General features: G+C 37.2%; 17 protein-coding genes. 8 read left to right on the plus strand and 9 right to left on the minus strand.

The annotated features are described in order from the left end of the window. Positions 1-8 precede the first annotated feature (8 nt). Entirely contained in the window at positions 9-968 is a 960-nt protein-coding gene (locus MMY79_RS11775) for a response regulator transcription factor (protein WP_252608678.1), read from the minus strand. Then, a complete protein-coding gene (locus MMY79_RS11780) occupies positions 965-4429 on the minus strand; it encodes an ATP-binding protein (protein WP_252608680.1) in 3465 nt (1154 codons plus the stop codon). The genes MMY79_RS11775 and MMY79_RS11780 overlap by 4 nt, the downstream gene beginning before the upstream one ends. Positions 4430-4624: 195 nt before the next feature. Here MMY79_RS11780 and MMY79_RS11785 point away from each other — a divergent pair, with 195 nt between their 5' ends. Then, positions 4625-6241, plus strand: coding sequence for an allantoin permease (locus MMY79_RS11785; RefSeq protein WP_252608684.1), 1617 nt, complete (start codon positions 4625-4627; stop codon positions 6239-6241). Positions 6242-6299: 58 nt separating this feature from the next. Here the strand turns inward: MMY79_RS11785 and MMY79_RS11790 are convergent, their stop codons facing one another. Further along, positions 6300-6755, minus strand: a complete 456-nt coding sequence (locus MMY79_RS11790; RefSeq protein ID WP_062849796.1) for an Lrp/AsnC family transcriptional regulator — start codon at positions 6753-6755, stop codon at positions 6300-6302. Positions 6756-6911: 156 nt separating this feature from the next. Here MMY79_RS11790 and MMY79_RS11795 point away from each other — a divergent pair, with 156 nt between their 5' ends. Next, positions 6912-7523, plus strand: a complete 612-nt coding sequence (locus MMY79_RS11795) for a LysE family translocator (RefSeq protein ID WP_252608687.1) — start codon at positions 6912-6914, stop codon at positions 7521-7523. 69 nt (positions 7524-7592) lie between these two features. Here the strand turns inward: MMY79_RS11795 and umuD are convergent, their stop codons facing one another. Beyond that, positions 7593-8204 (minus strand): translesion error-prone DNA polymerase V autoproteolytic subunit, encoded by a 612-nt coding sequence (umuD, locus tag MMY79_RS11800; protein WP_252608690.1) that lies wholly within the window; start codon positions 8202-8204, stop codon positions 7593-7595. A gap of 287 nt (positions 8205-8491) precedes the next feature. On the opposite strand from umuD, the gene MMY79_RS11805 reads away from it, so the two are divergent. After that, the gene (locus MMY79_RS11805) at positions 8492-8725 is read left to right on the plus strand and encodes a hypothetical protein (protein ID WP_009388226.1); all 234 of its coding nucleotides are present in this window, start codon (positions 8492-8494) and stop codon (positions 8723-8725) included. 53 nt (positions 8726-8778) lie between these two features. Here the strand turns inward: MMY79_RS11805 and katE are convergent, their stop codons facing one another. Then, positions 8779-10923, minus strand: a complete 2145-nt coding sequence (gene katE, locus MMY79_RS11810) for a catalase HPII (RefSeq protein ID WP_252608693.1) — start codon at positions 10921-10923, stop codon at positions 8779-8781. 50 nt (positions 10924-10973) lie between these two features. Beyond that, entirely contained in the window at positions 10974-12386 is a 1413-nt protein-coding gene (locus MMY79_RS11815; protein WP_252608696.1) for an iron-containing redox enzyme family protein, read from the minus strand. A 316-nt stretch (positions 12387-12702) separates the two neighbouring features. Between MMY79_RS11815 and MMY79_RS11820 the strand changes: the two genes are divergently transcribed. From MMY79_RS11820 to MMY79_RS11830, 3 genes are all read left to right on the plus strand, one after another. Beyond that, positions 12703-13179: a CinA family protein gene (locus tag MMY79_RS11820; protein ID WP_252608700.1), complete on the plus strand. Its 477-nt coding sequence runs from the start codon at positions 12703-12705 to the stop codon at positions 13177-13179. Positions 13180-13459: 280 nt separating this feature from the next. Continuing rightward, positions 13460-13666, plus strand: a complete 207-nt coding sequence (locus MMY79_RS11825) for a hypothetical protein (RefSeq protein WP_252608703.1) — start codon at positions 13460-13462, stop codon at positions 13664-13666. Positions 13667-13781: 115 nt separating this feature from the next. Continuing rightward, on the plus strand, positions 13782-14099 hold the full coding sequence (locus MMY79_RS11830; protein WP_252608707.1) for a hypothetical protein: 318 nt from the start codon (positions 13782-13784) through the stop codon (positions 14097-14099). An 89-nt stretch (positions 14100-14188) separates the two neighbouring features. Here the strand turns inward: MMY79_RS11830 and MMY79_RS11835 are convergent, their stop codons facing one another. Together MMY79_RS11835 and MMY79_RS11840 are read right to left on the minus strand one after the other, a co-directional pair. Then, complete coding sequence (locus MMY79_RS11835) at positions 14189-14617, minus strand: hypothetical protein (protein WP_252608710.1); 429 nt, start codon at positions 14615-14617, stop codon at positions 14189-14191. Positions 14618-14883: 266 nt separating this feature from the next. Further along, on the minus strand, positions 14884-15027 hold the full coding sequence (locus tag MMY79_RS11840) for a hypothetical protein (protein ID WP_252608714.1): 144 nt from the start codon (positions 15025-15027) through the stop codon (positions 14884-14886). 910 nt (positions 15028-15937) lie between these two features. Between MMY79_RS11840 and MMY79_RS11845 the strand changes: the two genes are divergently transcribed. After that, positions 15938-16240, plus strand: coding sequence for a hypothetical protein (locus tag MMY79_RS11845; protein ID WP_252608717.1), 303 nt, complete (start codon positions 15938-15940; stop codon positions 16238-16240). On the opposite strand, the gene MMY79_RS11850 is transcribed toward MMY79_RS11845, so the two are convergent. Next, positions 16233-17138 carry a LysR family transcriptional regulator gene (locus MMY79_RS11850; RefSeq protein WP_252608720.1) on the minus strand — a complete coding sequence of 302 codons (906 nt, stop codon included), beginning with the start codon at positions 17136-17138 and terminating at the stop codon, positions 16233-16235. The genes MMY79_RS11845 and MMY79_RS11850 overlap by 8 nt on opposite strands. Before the next feature lie 111 nt (positions 17139-17249). Between MMY79_RS11850 and MMY79_RS11855 the strand changes: the two genes are divergently transcribed. Next, positions 17250-18488 (plus strand): SGNH/GDSL hydrolase family protein, encoded by a 1239-nt coding sequence (locus tag MMY79_RS11855; protein WP_252608723.1) that lies wholly within the window; start codon positions 17250-17252, stop codon positions 18486-18488. Positions 18489-18533: the final 45 nt, after the last annotated feature.

Below are 18533 nucleotides of genomic sequence, written 5' to 3' on the forward strand. Positions count from 1 at the left end.
AAATGAAGTTAATGAAACTCTTGTACCAGACTATTAATGTGTGCCACGGCAGCAGTTCGGTTTTCAACGCAAAGTTTTTCAAAAACATGCTCTAAATGCTTGTTCACCGTCCGTGGGCTAAGCTCCAAAATTTCTGCAATATCTTTATTGGTTTTCCCTAACAACAACCAATGCATGACTTCTGCCTCACGTTGAGTCAACTGTGGGCAATATTTCAAAATATCAGCCATTTCCAAAGCTGGCGTAGAAGTCTTAATCTGTATCAGATAATTTTTTGCCACACTTGGTTCAGTTTGCCACGGCGTAAGCAATAAAAGCTGTAATTGCTGAGATGGCGTTGAATAAGAACAGCTGGTTAATTTTTTGGGGTCTTTTTCATGTTCCAAATCTGAAAACCAAGCTTTTAAACCTGCCTCAAAACCGTCTAATTCGGGTAAATATTGGTTTAGTAAATCACTGGCTTTTTGAGTTTTCCAAACAATTTTACCGTGAACATCTAGTGCGAGAATTGCTGTTTCCGTTGCATCAATCACCTGTTTTTGTTGCTGCAATAGTTTGGCATGTGCCAAATGTGTTTTTACCCTTGCTAATACTTCTTCAATATTTAGTGGTTTGGTTACATAGTCCACCCCACCGACCTGAAAACCACGCACAATATGTTCTGTTTCCGACAAGCCTGTCATGAAAATGACAGGAATAAACTGCGTAATTGGGCTCGCTTTAAGCTGTATACAACTTTCAAAACCGTCCATATGTGGCATATTGCCATCAAGCAAAATCATATCTGGTAAACATCGGTGTGCAATTTCAATGGCACTTAACCCATCGGTTGTGACAAGCACGCGATAACCTGCCTGATCTAGACTTTCATGTAGCAAGCCTAAATTTTCCGGCACATCATCCACAATCAGAATAACAGCCTGCTCGTTTGGCGAAGCTTGCTGAAAAGAAACATGTTGCGTACTCATTGCTTATCCTGAATTAATCGTTGCGCGTGTTTTAAATCAAACTTTTGAATAGCATGCTCAAGCTGTTCCCATAACTCGTTATGCTCTGGAAAATTTTGACGACATTGCGTTAAAGTCTGTTGAATTCCACGAATATAACCCTGCCCAATCAAATCTTTTAACTGTTGCAAGCTTTGCTGTAAATCGAGCAGCTCATTATCTTCTGGCTGTTTAATTGGTGTATGAAAAGTGGCTTGCTCTTGCTTATATATATTTAGATCAAGTGTTTGAATTTCTTTATTTTCAAGTAGTGCATCTGATTTAGAATCAATCCATATCAAACCTAATTTGTCTCCAATTTTACTCAGCAACAGATTGAGGTCGATTGGTTTTAGCATAAAGTCCTCACTTAAGATGGCATCTTGTGGATTGACTTCGCGCTCGCCCGCATTGGCGGAAATGATTAAGATCGGTACATTAGTAATATTATTCTGACGCAATAATCGCGCAGTTTCCCAACCGCCCATCAAAGGCATATTTAAATCCATCAAAATCAGATTAGGTTGAAAAATAGGTACACGTCTTAAACAATCAATGCCCGACTCGGCTTCTTCAATCATAAACCCTAAAGGTTTGAGAAAATTAGCAACTAAACCTCGGTCCACCGCTTCATTATCGACAACCAAAATTCGTTTTCGCTCGCCTTGATAACCCGTAATCTGGTTTGAGTAAACATTAGAAATTGGATGCACTACTTCTTTTGAAGGTAAATAAAACTTAATCTTAAACTGTGACCCCTGATTGAGCTGACTAGTCACAGATAGTTGGCCACCGAGTAAATCGACCAACAATTTGACAATGGGTAGTCCGAGTCCTGTTCCGGTAAATCCGCCTTGAACCACATTACTGCCCCGTTCAAACGGATTAAAGATTCGCTCTAAATCGGCCTCAGCAATACCACAGCCCGTATCTCTAATTTCAAAATAAGCCGTTTGGAAACGATACTCGACTTTTAAAGTAATTGTGCCGCTCGTTGTAAATTTTAAAGCATTGCCCAATAAATTAATAAGTACCTGTTCTAAGCGTTTTTTGTCGGTACGGACATAATGCGGCAGGTTATCTCCAATTTCATAAACAAACTGTAAATTCTTCTGTTCAAACTGTGGCTGAAACATTTGAATAATCTGTTCTATAAAATTTGGGAAATGAACATCGACTACATTTAAAGAAATTTTGCCTGTTTCAATGCGTGCTAAATCCAGTAAACCGTCAATCAGTGAAGTCAGATGTTGCCCACTACGGCTAATCACCCCGAGCGCCATTTTGCCTTGTTCTGAAAGCTGCTCTTGTTTTTGAAGTAATTGGCTATAGCCCAAAATACTATTTAGAGGTGTTCTTAGTTCGTGGCTAATGCCAATGACATAACGGCTTTTTGCATCATTTGCTCGCTCTGCTGAAATTCTGGCATCTTGCAGGTCTTTTGAAGTGACTTCATGGGCAGCAATTTCGTCAATCAATAATGCTGTTTGCTGATGCGTTTCGATTTCAGCATTACGGCGGCTTTCATCGTTTAGTACTAACCACCATGCGGCAACACTCATTAATAAAAATAAAATGGTGTAAATTTTCACAAATAGCGTAAATAACTGAGGAACTGCTGCCGCATTAATTGTTTCTAAATAGGTCTTTTCTTGGATATAAACCAGACTCAAACTGACTGCTAAAACGATCGACAGCCCTAAAGTCAGTAATAAATATAAACTAACCCTGCTATTTAAACGGCTGGCCCAACGTTCTGGTAAATAGTGCCAGATAGCTTTCTTAAGTTGTACTGACCAACGCGCATCGGGTTTACATAAATCATGGCAGCGTGCTTCAAGTGAACAGCATAAAGAACAAATCGTACCGTTATAGGCTGGGCAGCCTGCCATATCAGCGAGTTCATAATCCCTTTCACACACGACACAGTTTGCAATTGAAGTTGCCTGAATTTTTTCAGGCTGGCGCGCAATGTAATATTTGCCTTTGGTTAAGTAAGCAATCACAGGAACACATAACACCGCACTCCCCAAAGCAATAAAACTTGCTAAACCTTTCGCCATCAATCCGAAAAAACCCAAATAACTGAGCATCGATAACACTGAAGCAATCAGTAAAGCCCCTACACCTACGGGGTTAATGTCGTATAAATAAGCACGGCGAAATTCAATTCCCTTCGGGCTTAAACCTAAAGGCTTACAGATAATTAAATCGGCAACAACGGCGCCAATCCATGCCAAAGCGATATTGCTATATAGACCTAAAATGCGCTCAACTGCATGGCTGATCCCCATTTCCATCAAAACAATAGCAATAAAAACATTAAAAAGAAGCCAGACAATTCGCCCCGGATGGCTATGAGTCAAGCGAGCAAAAAAGTTTGACCATGCCAATGAGCCAGCGTAAGCATTGGTCATATTAATTTTAATTTGTGCCAAGCAAACCAGTGCTAGAGTCAAGATTAAAGCAAGCTGAGGGTTTGGAATAAACTGTTGATAGGCAACCCAATACAGATAAGTTGGATTGTCTAGTTCAGAGACAGGAATAAACAACTGAAAAGCCAAAACCATCAGCAGCATGCCCATCAAAACTTTTAGAAAACCAAAAATAATCCAAGATGGCCCACCTAAGAAAACAGCAAAACGCCACGCAGTTCTATTTTTTTCTTGTTGCGGCAAAAAGCGTAGATAGTCGGCCTGCTCACCAATTTGGATCACAAATGAAAAAATAAGAGTGCACGCCGCACCAAAGTAATACAGGTTGAAATCAGTTGAGTTTGAAACCGCACCAACAAAATGCAGGCTACTACTTAAAATTTGTGGCTTTTTCCAAAGTACAAAAAACCATGGTAATAACAGCAATAAGAGCCAGATTGGCTGCGTGATTGCCTGAACTTTGTTAATAAAACCAATACCTTTGACCACTAAAGGCAAAATTACTAAGGCAGAAATTAAATAACCAATAACTTGCGGAATACCTAAAGCCAGTTCAAGTGCCATCGCCATAATTGCAGCTTCAAACGCAAGCAAAATAAAGGTAAAGCTGGCATAAATTAGAGATGTAATGGTTGAGCCAATGTAGCCAAAACCTGCACCACGAGTAAGCAAATCGACATCTACATTATATTTTGCAGCGTAATAACTAATCGGCCAACTGGTTAAGAATATGATGGTACATACGACAATGGCTGCCCATACTGCATTGCTAAAACCATACTGCCAAAGCATGGTCGCCCCAATGGCCTCCATCGCCAGAAAGCTAACGGTCGAAATTGCGGTGTTGGTCACAGTCCAAGGTGACCATTTTCTTACTGAGGTAGGTGCATAGCGGAGCGCATAATCTTCGATACTTTCATCTGCCACCCAAATATTATATTCACGGCGTGTTTTGATCACGCGTTGTGGTGCTTGTTGGGGGCGTGAAGAATCTGGCATAACACTCATGTTTTGGATGGGGCTGCATTAAACCCAGCAATCCTTATGCCAAAAGTCATTTATCATGGCGATTTTTTCTAATACGCATATATACGCAAAATAACGTATTTTCAATTTTTCCCAAAAATCACACACTCAAATCCATCAAAAAACAATGATCAATATTTGTGTTGATTGACCGAAAATGATTGGGAGATTGATGTTATGAGTGTATCTGAACATCCAAATCTGGACACTGTGCAAGGTACAGATTCACAAAAAGCAGTGAATGAAACCTTAGAAGATTATACTTTACGTTATGCTCCACACAGCTTTCGGCGCTGGAGTCCCAAAGTTGTCGCTATTACTGCACTTGGCGGTATTGCCTATCTTGCTGACTTTTCTATTGGTGCCAGTATTGGTATGTCTTACGGAACAACCAATGCTGTTTTCTCCATTTTATTTGCAGCGATTATTATCTTCTTAACTGGCATTCCATTAGCCTACTACGCAGCGCGCTATAACATCGACCTCGACTTGATTACCCGTGGCGCAGGTTTCGGTTACATCGGATCAGTCCTCACCAGTATCATTTTCGCCAGTTTCACATTTATTTTCTTTGCCCTTGAAGGTTCAATCATGGCGCAAGGATTACTACTCGGTTTAGGCATTCCGCTTTGGGCCGGCTATCTCATCTCAACCGTTATGGTCATACCGCTGGTGATTTACGGCATGAAAGCCTTGAGTAAATTACAAGTTTGGACTACTCCACTTTGGTTAATTCTGATGATCGGCCCTGTGGCCTACCTAATTTACCAAGAACCAACTTTAGTCAGCCAATTTGCTACTTTTACAGGTAAAGAAGGTTTTGCCACCGTAGACATGGCAGCGATCATGTTAGGTGCTGGTATTTGTTTATCGCTAATCATGCAAATTGGTGAACAAATTGACTACCTACGCTTCATGCCTGCTAAAACAAAAGAAAATAGCAAAGCATGGTGGGCTGCGGTTATTTCAGCGGGCCCAGGTTGGGTGATTTTAGGGGCGATTAAGCAAATTATTGGGGCATTTTTAGGTTTCTATTTACTCACTAAAATACCGGGCGTAAACAGCACTGAACCTGTTCAACAGTTTAATGCAGCGTTTCATGACATGCTTCCGGGCTGGGCAGCTTTAACACTTGCAGTGATTTTGGTGGTTATTTCTCAAATTAAAATTAATGTGACCAATGCTTACTCGGGTTCTCTTGCATGGACAAGTGCCTACACTCGTATGAGTAAACATTATCCGGGTCGTATTGTCTTTGTGATGGTGAACTTGGCAATTGCACTTGCTTTAATGGAAGGCAACATGTTTGCGGTACTGGGTAAAATCTTAGGGTTCTATTCAAACTTTGCGATTGCATGGGTTGTGGTTGTTGCAACAGACATTTCAATCAACAAATATGTTTTAAAACTTTCACCGAAAGAACCGGAATATCGCCGTGACATGCTATACAACGTAAACCCTGTCGGCATGGTTGCCTTCCTTGTATCAGCAGGCTTATCGATTGCAGCATTCTTTGGATTATTTGGTAGCTTCTTAGCTCCTTACTCACCACTCATCGCGCTTATACTTGCCTTTTTATTAACACCAATCATGGGTTTATTAACCAAAGGAAAATACTACATCAAGTCACACGATGATGGCATTAAAGAACCACGTTACGATGCTGAAGGTACACCTGTAGCAACCGTCTATCACTGCCGCGTATGTGAACAAGGCTACGAACGCCCAGATATTATGTTCTCTCACAAACATAACGGCACGATCTGTTCTTTGTGTAAAACACTCGACGCTTAAATACTCTCGAAACTAAAAAAGAAGCTTTAAAGCTTCTTTTTTTTATATCTGATGATTTTTAGCCGATTGGGAACAAACGTTCAGGTACTACGTCTTTCATCACAATGGTTGAGATGAGCCGTTGCACACTCGGAATAGCAGATAATTTTTCATCATACAAACGCTGAAAAGCCGGTAAATCTTTAGCGACCACATGTAATAAATAATCTGGCTCACCAAACAAACGCTGGGCCTGAATAATTTGTGGGATGTCTATCACGGCATTTTCAAACTTCTCGACTGCCTGTTTATCACCTTCTTTAAGCGTAATAAAAACAATCGCTGAAAATTCAAATCCGACTAAATTGGGGTCGAGTTCTGCCCGATAGCCTTTGATGGCTCCCGATTCTTCTAAAGCCTTCACTCGTCTATGACAAGGTGAAATGCTCAAGCCTACTTTTTCTGCCAATTCAGTAATAGATAATCGGCCATTTAATTGCAATTCAGCAAGAATCTTTTTATCTATGCGATCCATTTAGAAAAATTTACCCCAAATGAGTGTGATATGAGCAAACATTTAAAAGCACATTCTAAATACATGAGCATATTATTTTCAACAAGCTCGAATTAATAGTTTTTTTTGCTAACCCACGAGCGAAACCTTTGGAAAATAGTTTGCCGAGATAAGCATATGGCTTTTAACATTTTTATTGCATTTTGGAGTGTCTCCATTCTTTTTATTATTACTCCAGGGGCAGACTGGGCCTATGCCATTTCAGCAGGGATTAAAGGCAAAGTCGTCGTACCCGCTGTCACAGGTATGCTATTTGGGCACTTTATTACGATTTTATTGGTAGCAGCGGGCGTTGGCTTACTTGTAGCAAATAACCCGACTGCACTCATGATCCTAACCATTGCAGGTTCTGCTTATTTGTTATGGATGGGAATAAATTTACTCATTACCCCACCTACCCCAAATCAGTCCGAATCTGAAAAAGCTCAGTCATGGTTGAGCTGGGTAACCAAAGGTGTTTACGTGAGTGGATTAAACCCGAAAGTTTTTTTACTCTTTTTAGCGCTGCTTCCTCAATTTATTGACACTACTGCTTCATGGTCTGTGACAACACAAATTCTTGCCTTTGGTGTTGTTCACATGATTAGCTGCGCGATTATTTACTTAATGGTGGGTTATGGTTCAGAGGCTATTTTGAAAACCAGACCACAAGCAGCTCAATTAGTCGGCCGTTTTTCGGGTGGTTTGATGGTCGTTATCGCAACGTGTTTATTGATTAGGCAAATTTAAAAAACATTTAGCAAAAAGTTACTGGCCTCCATTTCAGGTCAGTAACTCATATAACGAATGCAAGAAAATTTATCTCATCCGTTTGAGGTTATAAGTCACCACTCCCCAAATAACCAGTTCTTGCCCCTCTTCAATATAAATATTTTGGTAATCCGGATTTTCTGCTTTTAACCAAACTTTAGCTGGCTGAAATTGAGTATCAATCATTAAGCGCTTAACAGTAAAATCATTGTCGATGAGTGCAATCACAATATCACCCGATTTAGCAGCAATACTACGATCTACAATAAGCGGATCATTAATATCAATTCCAGCGTCTAACATGGATAAAGAATTGGCTTTGACAATGAAAGTAGCATTTTCATTTCTAATTAAATATTCATTTAAATCGAGTGCTTGCTCAATATCATCTTGTGCTGGTGAAGGAAAACCAGCAGCAACACGTTCAGTTGCCAAAGGAATATGGTAAATTTTATCGTTATTCGGGTGGACCTGTTGAACATTAAGTTTTGAGTTAAAATCGGTCAAGTTATTGGTTTTGACATTATTCAGTAACCAATTTTTGATAAAGTTAACTTGAGACTCGGGAACACGAATCACTTTTGTGGGTTCATTGAACTGTGCTTTGCGTCCGGCATTTTCTCTTACACCGCCATGCTCGAACTCTTTTTTCTTTGGCATATTGCCTCCATTTCACTGTTCAAATCCTACACAGAAAATATAACTTGAAAAAGTTACATTTTCAAGTTGACGAAATATTTTTTTTGCATAACAATAAATCCCATGATCAGATTTTAATCCATTTTGCTTTTAACAGGGATGTTTAAACTAAAATGGTAATTTGAAGAACATCAAGACCTGATTAGAAATAGTCTTTATGACTGACGGTTTTATGATTTTTATCAAATGAGATTCTGAGCATTTAACATTCTGGTTAAATTCAGTTTTTTGGTATGGAGACATGCGAAATGAAAAATCAACGTGATGCTGTTTTAGGTTATGCAAATGAGCAACATGCCTACTATATTCGCCTGATTGAAAATGATGCGGTTTTGGGTGAAAGCTACGGATTATTCTGTGAAAATCCAGAGAGTGAAGCGGCTGAAAGTATTATGACGACGCTGTTTTTAAAAAAATCTTTTTGGTTAAACGGTTCTGAGTACATTGATATTGTAAAAGGACTGCAACTGCTCCCACAGTAAAGTAAATAAATTAAAAAACGAAGGAGGCAAAAGCCTCCTTCGTTTTTTGTTTGTTAGGCTGGCACCTGAGCAGCTATTTGCTCTCGTGACCAAACACGATGAGCCATAATCAGGTTCTTGAATTTTTCAGCAATAGGCTGGAATTCATCTTCAACTAAAGTACCTTCATCAGCAACTAAACCTAGCGTTTCAAGTAAGTCAGATTTATTACCTAAAAATGCAATTGGTTTTAAATGCTTATAAGCTTCGAGTACATAGTGGCGCGCTACGCCATCTTGCAGCACGGCATTTAAATTATCGCCATCAGGAATGATCACCGCATCATAAGCAATTGAAGGTTCAGCCATTTGCATACCATCAGCCGTAATAATTTTGTCTTTATGGTCTTTTATTGGAGCCAAGCTCGGCGCTAGTAAATGAACAACCACACCTTCTTTAATCGCCCAATTTTTAATAGCTTCAAGTGTATCTGACTTCACAAGGTTATGAATAAGCACAGCAACTTTTCGGCCTTGAATATCTTCGGGTGGGAAAGCCAACAAAGATAATTTATCCGATTTTTCAACTGCGATTTTTTTATAATCTAACGTCAAATCAGGAACTTCTATTCCTAAATTAGCGCCTACTTGTCGAGCTAAGTCGAGATCAATATTTGCTAAAATTTGTTGAACTTGGCGCTCACGGATGTGTTTTCTTTGCACTTTACTTAATTCAAAAGTATAGGCATCGACCACATGCTTTTGCTCATGAGGCGCAAGGCTCTTGTAGTAAAGGCGCGGTTGTGAAAAATGATCGGAAAAGGTTTCACTTCTTTTACGAAGTTTATGTCCGCTAATCTGTTCAGGATAGCTTTCAAAGCCACCATTTGAAGCAGCGGGTGGCGTTTCTGCTGGCCAATCATTATCAATTGAGTTTGGTTGATATGAAGCCTGTCCTTTGTGAATTGTATGCTGGTGGATACCATCACGTTGATTGTTATGGAATGGGCATACCGGTTTATTGATCGGAATTTGATGGAAGTTCGGTCCACCCAAACGACTTAATTGCGTATCGGTGTAGGAAAATAGGCGTGCTTGTAGAAGTGGGTCATTTGTAAAATCAATTCCTGGCACAATGTGTCCCGGACAGAAAGCCACCTGCTCTGTTTCTGCAAAGAAATTATCTACATTTCTATTTAAAACAAATCGACCAATTGGCGTCACGGGAACCAACTCTTCAGGAATCATTTTTGTTGGATCTAATAAATCGAAGTCAAAGTTCATTTCATCTTCTTCTTCGACAATTTGTACACCCAACTCCCATTCAGGATAAACCCCATTTTCAATCGCTTCATAAAGATCTCGACGGTGGAAATCTGGATCTTTACCTGCAAGCTTTTGGGCCTCATCCCAAACTAAAGCACTTAAACCTTGTTTAGGCGTCCAGTGGAATTTCACAAAATGTGATTTACCTTGGGCATTAATCAGACGGAATGTATGAACACCAAAGCCTTGAATAGAGCGAAGATTACGTGGAATAGCGCGGTCAGACATTGCCCAAATCACCGCGTGTGCTGACTCAGGTACGAGTGACACAAAATCCCAGAAAGTATCATGGGCACTTGCACCAGTTGGTATTTCAGTATGCGGTTCAGGTTTTACTGCATGAACGAAGTCTGGAAATTTAATACCATCTTGCACAAAAAAAACTGGTGCATTGTTGCCGACTAAATCGAAATTGCCTTCTTGGGTATAAAATTTAATCGCAAAACCACGAATATCACGAACGGTGTCAGCAGAGCCACGTGGTCCTTGCACAGTCGAGAAACGTACAAAAATTGGTGTTTGAATGCTTGGATCAGTTAAAAATCCCGCTTTTGTTAAACGCTCATTTCCTTCATAAGCCTGAAAGTAACCATGGGCACCTACACCGCGTGCATGCACAATACGCTCGGGAATACGCTCATGGTCAAAATGAGTAATTTTTTCTCTTAAAATAAAATCTTCTAATAGCGTCGAACCACGAATGCCCGCTCTTAAGCTATTCTCGTTATCTGCTATTTTAACGCCTTGGTTTGTGGTTAAGGCTTCATTGGTCGCATCGTCTCTGACTGAGTCTAATTGTTCAGTTTTCTGGGTAGTATTGGCTTTATTTGCAGCGTCAGCACCAGCCATTTCACTTGTTTTATTTGTTGATTTAACATTATCAGTCATGTTCATTACCTATGTTTTTAAAGTTAAACGTGGGGTGAGTTAAAAAACTTCAAGAATTAGTTTTTGTTAAAGGAACTTAAATATGGAAAAAGCATTTCAACATATTTACGTGTGCTCCAAAGTCCAATGCTTTTATGGTGTGAGTCTGGTGCCAAAAACGGAGTCAGCTTGCATATTTTTATGGCAAGATCATGTGATTTCTGAACACGCTCTTGGAGTGCATCCAGTTCATCATCGGAAATATAGCTAAAGAGATAATCTTGAATGCGCTGTCTATTCTTTAATTCCCTGCTGTAAGCCAAGAAGTTAGAGGAATAATCACTACCAGCAATCCAGTCATGAATAATTTGACGTTCTACAGGGTTAAATACCCCAAACATTTTTCCATTTTCTTCATTAATCATTCGCCAGAACACGCTCTGTTCAGGGTCGGTATTAAATTTAATCCACTTGTGATCAATGAGATGTGTAACCAGCCCTTTAACGTCTTCTGGATTTGATAACCATTGGTTAATCGTTTTACATCCAAACTGTCTCTTTTCGTTATGAATGAGCTGCCCCACGAGCGCTTTTCTTTTTAAAATTTTAAGGACTAAATCATCAAGATTTAAATTTTTAATAATTTTTGAAGACGAAATACCATGGCCATTAAGCGCAAAACCGCACTTCAATTTATTAAAGAAAAGTTCTTTATCTCTATATTTATCGTAAATATTTTTTATAACTTTAATTGCTTTATCTGCATGCCCGTTATCAATGTTATCGATAGTGATGTGTAAATTAAAATATTTAGAATCAATACCCAGTTCAGCAAGTTCATAATTGCTAATGAGTAGATGCAGTGGCAGTTGCTCATAACCTAAATTAAAGCCGACAATTTCAGGAATAAACTCAGATGAAGCATAACCAAGCGCCAGCTGAATCACGGCATTATGATAATATTCATCTTCTAATAGTAGATCAAAACTATCGAGTCCAAGACTACGTAGCAAGTCATCATAGATACAGACATGGTTTGCTTTCGGCTCACCTAGTCCCAGCTCTTCTAGATAGGTAATAATGAGGTCATGAAAAACCGGATCATTCCAGTAGTGAACTGAACTATATAGCCATGCACCATCTACTTTTTTAGTTGGGGAAACCTTAATTAAAAATTCGAATGCCTGACCAACATTCTTAAAATACTCTCTCTCACCCCCGTTTTGTCTACGGTTTAGATAAGTCTGAAATAATTCACAATTTTCTTTATTCTCGTTTTCACACCATTCTTTAACCATATTTATAGTTGCAGGAAAATCAATTTCCTTTTGATCTATTTTATCAATTTCTTTATTAAGAAAATCTCTTGCTTTCTTTTTTTTTTCAAAACTAGAAATATCAGGATCGAGGAAAAAAATAAATAATTCATAATAGTTTTGTTGATTATCTTGTAATAAGTCTAATAATCTTTCTTTCACTACAACAGGCATTTCCACTCTCCTTTAGTGAGATATAAATTACCATACTTCAGCTAAACTATAATCCCAGCCTATCTTTGTTATATTACGTTATCAAGAAATAACCTATATTTTTAAAATCATTAAATTTCAATTAGATAAAAAATAACACAAAATTACATTCTCACCTTTAGAATTATTTAAAAATCTGTTTTTTATAAAAAATATATAAACAATAAATTTTAATTACATTTAAGTTACTTTAAAAATCATAAAGTTTAAAAACTTAACAAAAATAAATTAAAAATAATCTTATAACTAAATTAAAAAAGTTTTAAGGAGAAACCCAATGTTTAATTCATGTTGCAAATTACTCGCACAAGAAAAAATTAAAATTGCACTTTTTGAAAGTGCTTCGGCGGGCTATTTAGCTTATCGCTTCTCTTTAAGTCCCTACTCAGGTGATATTCTTATTGGAAGCTTAGTCAGCTATGACTTACGTGTCAAAGAAAATACACTTCATCTCTCACCTGAACTTATTCAAAAATATACACCTGAGTCGATGGAAGTCACTGTGGAAATGATCAAAAAAGGCAAAGAACTCCTGCATGCCGATCTTTATATTGCCTGCACAGGCCTCTTAAAAAAAGGAGGTTCTGAGACTAAAGAAAAGCCTGTAGGCACCTTTTTTTATTCTATTTATTATAAAAATAATTTTTATAACTTTAGACGACTATTTAAAGGCCTACCATGTCTTAAAATTAGACAACTTATTTATTGCATTTCTCAAGATATAGAATACATAATATTAGATAATAAAAAATAAATTCATTTTAATAAAAGATAACATATACACATTTAGAAATGACCATTGCATTTATTTAACACCATTTTGCTCAAATGTAATTTTATCTATCTTCATATTAATTATGTTTGTTGATAAAAATTACACTTTATAGAAATCAAGGTTTTATTTATTTTTCATAGTTACAGTTAAATATAGGGTAACACCCCAAGACTACACATTAAAAAATTTCATGTTTTAATAAACCTATCTGAAGCTCTCAGATAAAACACACATCATAAATGATATGAGGTAATTAAAGATGAGCACTACTAATAATCAAAGCAATCAACGCGATAATCAACAACAGCAAAATGACAATCGTAACAACCAGCAGCAGCCAAACGGCAACCAACAGCAAAAAGATCAACAGCAACAACAGCAAAATGACAATCGCCGCCCACAACAAGGCTCGAATCAAAAAGATTCAGGCCAACAAAACTCAAATAACAATAATCAGCAACGCTAATCCGATGCTGACTTAAATGTCATTTGATGCGGTCATTCATTTTATTTAGGAAGGTGCCCTCACCTTCCTAAATGTATCATAAGCATAAAATTTAATAATAGATGAGGAAAAACTGATGACAGATCAAAATAGCGATCACGCACGACTGCCAGCCGGCGACCATAATTATTCTGACACTTATTGGCGCGAAAGTTACCTTACTCGTCCTTATTATCAAGAAGCTCAGCTTACTACTCCCGATCTCGATTATGACCGAGACTTTTCGACAGCCTATGAATTAGGTCATCGTGCACGTGCTGAATCGGAACAAGGCACTCAGTTTGAAGATGTCGAAGGTGGTTTGGAACAAAAGTGGCAAGAACTTAAAGCTGAATCTCGCTTAAAATGGGAACATGCTAAACAAGCGATTAAAGATGCATGGAATGGAAGATAATTTCTTTTTATAAAATTTTCTATTAGCCCAAAACTATGAGCTTATTTGCGATTGGCCCTCGGAAATAAGCTCTTTTTATATGTCTCTATTTAACTTTCCTTTTTCTTAAAATATTCAATAATTTCCTCTCCATTATTTAGAGGATTTTCTGAAGAAGAATAAGTGTCTTCATAAGCATAGGTAGGTAAAGCAACCTTAGCTTGAATTGGCGGTAACTTTTCTTGTCCACCTGTGGTAATACGCTCAATAAAACCTGCAAGCCATAATACAAATTCTTGAGTATTTCTACTTTTCGGAATAATACTTAAATCCAATTTAATTTTAGATTCTTGTAGAGGTTTAATCAGTAATTCAGCAAAATCAATATAATTGTATAAAAGCTTAAGCTTTGTCCCCTTAAGCTCATGTCTGAGTTCAATCATCAAATTGTTGAGATCTTCCATAGGCTCATCTGTAAAGCCTTTTTTTTCTTTAACATTTTGATATATTTTCTCAGCTATTCTTAAGTACTGGGGCATATCCTTACCTTTATAAAACTGTCATCACTAAAATGAATTTTGGATGAATATAAGTAATTTATTGTGTTTATTTTATTAATTTTTTGAAACGATAAATCTCTATAGCAACAATTTATTAACAACAAATTTATAGAAAGACTATAACTCACTAATTTATTGATTAATTTTATATTTTCATATAATTATCTTTTTTATTATGTTACATATTTTATAGAAAATAACGATAAGAAAACCCACCTAAAAGTGAGCTTCCTTAGATGAAATAATTATGAGTTTTTATCCATTTGGTGAGGAGTGGTTGGATCGTTTGCACCATGCGTTCCTTGATCTCTTGAATCTCGATCTTGGCAAGCACTCATACCCATAGCAATTGTAACGACCATGCTAACTGCACAAAAAACTCTTAACATTAAGATCACCCTGATTAATTTTAAGATGTAGGTTTATGAATAACATTATCTTCTGTTGGCCTACCGCTGTGGTTCTCTTAACTTTTGTAGATTATGCAAGCTTTTGTAAAAATCAAAATTAAAATTAAATAAATGATCAAAAAATATCATTCTTGCAATTGATATTTTAATTAAATTTTGGCATTAGCTAATTATTTCAGATTGTCATATTCATGAAAGTAAAAATGTTCACCCTTTCCAAGTTTGTTTCTTATTAAGTCAATGATTGTAAACAATATATAAATTAACAATTAATAAATATTTGATATATAAACATTAAAACTCAATTATAAAGATTAGGTATAATAATTAATCAAACCTTTAAATACCAAATAATCAGTTATTTTATTAATCAAAATTTAAAAATATTAATATTTGTTTATATAAACCAATCTTTTATTTTTGCAATTGACCGGCTTTAACACTCAGCTTATGATGCTCCCGCTGACCTATTTTGTCAGTCGGTTTTAGCAGACCGTCTACCTAAGTGCACTAAAAACACGTTTTTTGGTGTGGAGCCCCTCGTGCCTTTGACGGAGGAACGGGAGTGGGACACCTTCGGGTGTGCTGGTTTCTTAGGTATCAGTCTGCTAACCCTCTTTCGTTTCACCACCATAATTAATAGCAGTGATTGGGCGTAACTTCTTTTATCAAGGAGTCTCTAATGACTATTATTTTCTTTCATTTTATTTTTCTTAATCTTTATTATCTTATCGTTCAGCTTAAAACACTTTTAAAGAATTCTTGCCATCTTTTCACCTATCCAAACTTTTATCTTTATACGGAAAAAATCTCAAGATTTAACGCCAATTAAAGATTAGAACATCTCTATACCAAATCGAACGATAACAACAACCAACTAAGAGCAATTATGATGTTTTTTTTATATCGTATTGTTTTAATGTGCATCCTATTAATAAGTTCTATAAGTTTACTAGGTTGCAGATCTATCAGTAAAAATGAATTTAACAGACATTGTGTTTGGGCAGGACGCGCACTTTCACAATGTAATTGTATTTATAACACTTTAGAAGAACATTATTCGCCACAATTTGTAGAAAACTTACCTAAAGTAAGCTTACAAAATATTGATGCGGATATGCACTTTGTGGAAACGATGAATGAAACTATGCACCAATGTCAGTTAAGTGCCAGAAAAAACTTAATTAACTAATCTTTGCCTGCTCTACCAAGAAATCTAAAAATGCCCTTACGCGTTTAGGGACATATTTGTCATGTCCTATCCAAACAGCATGAAATTCTTCAGAAGCATTGATATTCCAGTCTTCAAGAATTTTAACCAATAGTTTTTGCTCTAGCGCTTTTCGAATTTGAAATTCATTTAGCTGTGCAATGCCAACATCGGCAAGTGCTAACTGCAAAATCGCTTCTCCATGATTTACTCTTAAAACCTGAGTAGGTACGAGTGTGATTTCTTGATCAGTTTTTTTAAACAACCATGTTTTATTCTGGCGCTGATAACTGACATCTAAAAGTTGATGTTCATAAAGTTCATCAGGATGCTGAGGACAACCGCACTGTGTAATATATGCAGGTGAACATACATAATGTTTATGCGTACTGCCGAGTGAGCGAGCCACTAAGTTTGAATTTTTTAATGGCCCTGTTCGAATTGCAACATCAATTCTTTGTTCGACTAAATTAATGACTTCATCACTCAAATGAGCCTCCAATTCAACTTGTGGATAGCGCTGATTAAATAAAGAAATACAAGGCAACAGGAAATGGGTCCAATATGAAAAACTGGTATGTATTCTTATTCGTCCTTTAGGTGTGTGATTTGCAGTAACCGATTGTTCAAGCTCGTCTAGCTCACTGAGTATTTGAAGACCTTGCTCATAAAATTGGCATCCTTCACTGGTGAGCTGAAACTGGCGTGTTGAACGGTTAAGCAACCTCACGCCAAGTCTTTTCTCTAAACGAGCAATTAATTTACTGACAGCAGACGGCGTCATGTCGCATGCTCTTGCAACGGCAGAAAAGCTTCCTAACTCGACCACACGAATAAAAATTGCCAGCTCGCCAGATCGATTAATATCAAAATATGACATAACAAAATCTATTTATGAATTTGATTCACAAATCTTATTCCGCTTATGTCGCTATAACAAGCCAGCAATTTGTTTCAAGATAACTTTAATTCGTTTTAAAGAGTTCACGAGATGAAACTTTATAAATCAGCCCTATTCTCTCTGGTTTTAATTACGAGCTTTGCACAAGCAGAAGTACAAAAGAGCGAATGGATTACCACTTGGGCAGCTAGCCCCCAAAAAGTCTGGAATAAAGATTTTGTTTTCCCGACTCATATTCCTGAACAAATATCTAACCAAACGATCAGACAAGTGAGTCAAATTAGTTTGGGTGGTGAAGCCGTTAGACTCGTTTTCTCAAATCAATATGGTGAACAGCCACTTTATATTGATAAAACTACTGTAGGCTTAGTGAATTCAAAAAGTCTAAAATCTAAGAGTGCTTATCCTGTTTATTTTTCTGGGAAACTTAAAGCACAGATTTTACCGGGCAAACAATTGATTAGTGACCCGATTCATCTTTCAGTGTCAGATCATAGCAAATTGATGGTAAATAGTTTTATCCAAAAACCAACGATCTTTAAAACCTTCCATTGGGATGCTAAACAAACCAGTTGGATTATTGCTGGTAATCAGACTGCAAACTTAAGTGTTCCTACAAATGCCCAAGCAACAACAGCTCGATTATTATTGTCCTCCATAGAAATAAAGCCAAAACATAAAGCTCATGTTGTTGCAGTTATTGGAGATTCCATTACCGATGGAGCAACGGCGACTCTAGATGCAAATGCTCGCTGGACTGATTTTTTAGCTAAACGCTTATCGCCCCATCACGTGGCTGTTATTAATAGTGGAATTTCAGGAAATCGGTTACTTAACGACGGTATGGGTGACAGTGCTTTAAAACGCTTAAAAAGTGAAGTGTTTCAATACTCAGGTGTTAAAAATTTAATTGTGCTGGTGGGTATTAACGATATTTCATGGCCCGGTACAGCTTTTGCACCTAAACAACAAATACCGTCTTTTGAAGCCTTAACTGAGGGTTATAAACGTGTTGTAAAGGAAGCTCATGAGCAAGGTATTCAAGTGATTGGGGCTACGTTACTTCCCTTTTCAGGCGCTTTACCCAATACACCTTTAGATAACTATTACCAACCCAATAAAGATGAATTGCGTCAGCGAATCAATCACTGGATGAGAACGAGTAAAACATTTGATGGGGTTCTTGATCTTGAGCAAGGCTTAAAAGATTCAAAACATCCCGATCGATTGAACCCGATTTATGATTCTGGAGATCATTTACATCCAAATGATAAAGGTAATCAGCAAATGGCAAATCTGGTTCATTTAAATCAGTTACTTAACAAATAAAATTTCCAGATACAGGTAGGAATGATTTCTCTACCTGTATAAATA

It is taken from the genome of Acinetobacter sp. XS-4 (assembly GCF_023920705.1).
GTDB lineage: Bacteria > Pseudomonadota > Gammaproteobacteria > Pseudomonadales > Moraxellaceae > Acinetobacter.